This is a genomic window from Mesorhizobium sp. GbtcB19 (genome assembly GCF_019091085.1).
GTDB lineage: Bacteria > Pseudomonadota > Alphaproteobacteria > Rhizobiales > Rhizobiaceae > Mesorhizobium.
Genome location: NZ_JAGXJY010000686.1, coordinates 1 through 228 on the forward strand (window position 1 = coordinate 1; position 228 = coordinate 228).

The window sequence follows — 228 nt, forward strand, 5'->3', positions numbered from 1 at the left end:
GGGGGCCCCCCCCCCCCGCCCAGCGGCACCACCGGTCCCCCCTCACCCCCCCCGGCCCTCGCTGCCCTTGTGCCCCTCGCCCCGCCCCTCTTCCAGCCGCACCCCCGTTTCGCCGCCGGCCGTGGAGCGGAAATGTCCCGGCACGATGATGCCGGCCGGGACCGGCCCGTCCGGGCTCTGGTGCCGGCTTTCGCCATCGGCCACCAGGGACCGGTAGGAGGCGGCGGT

Annotated in this window: 1 pseudogene; it reads right to left on the minus strand. The window is 78.5% G+C overall.

The annotated features are described in order from the left end of the window. Window positions 1–54: 54 nt before the first annotated feature. A pseudogene (locus KVT37_RS33425) lies at window positions 55–228 on the minus strand (hydrogenase expression protein HypE); the annotation flags it as partial.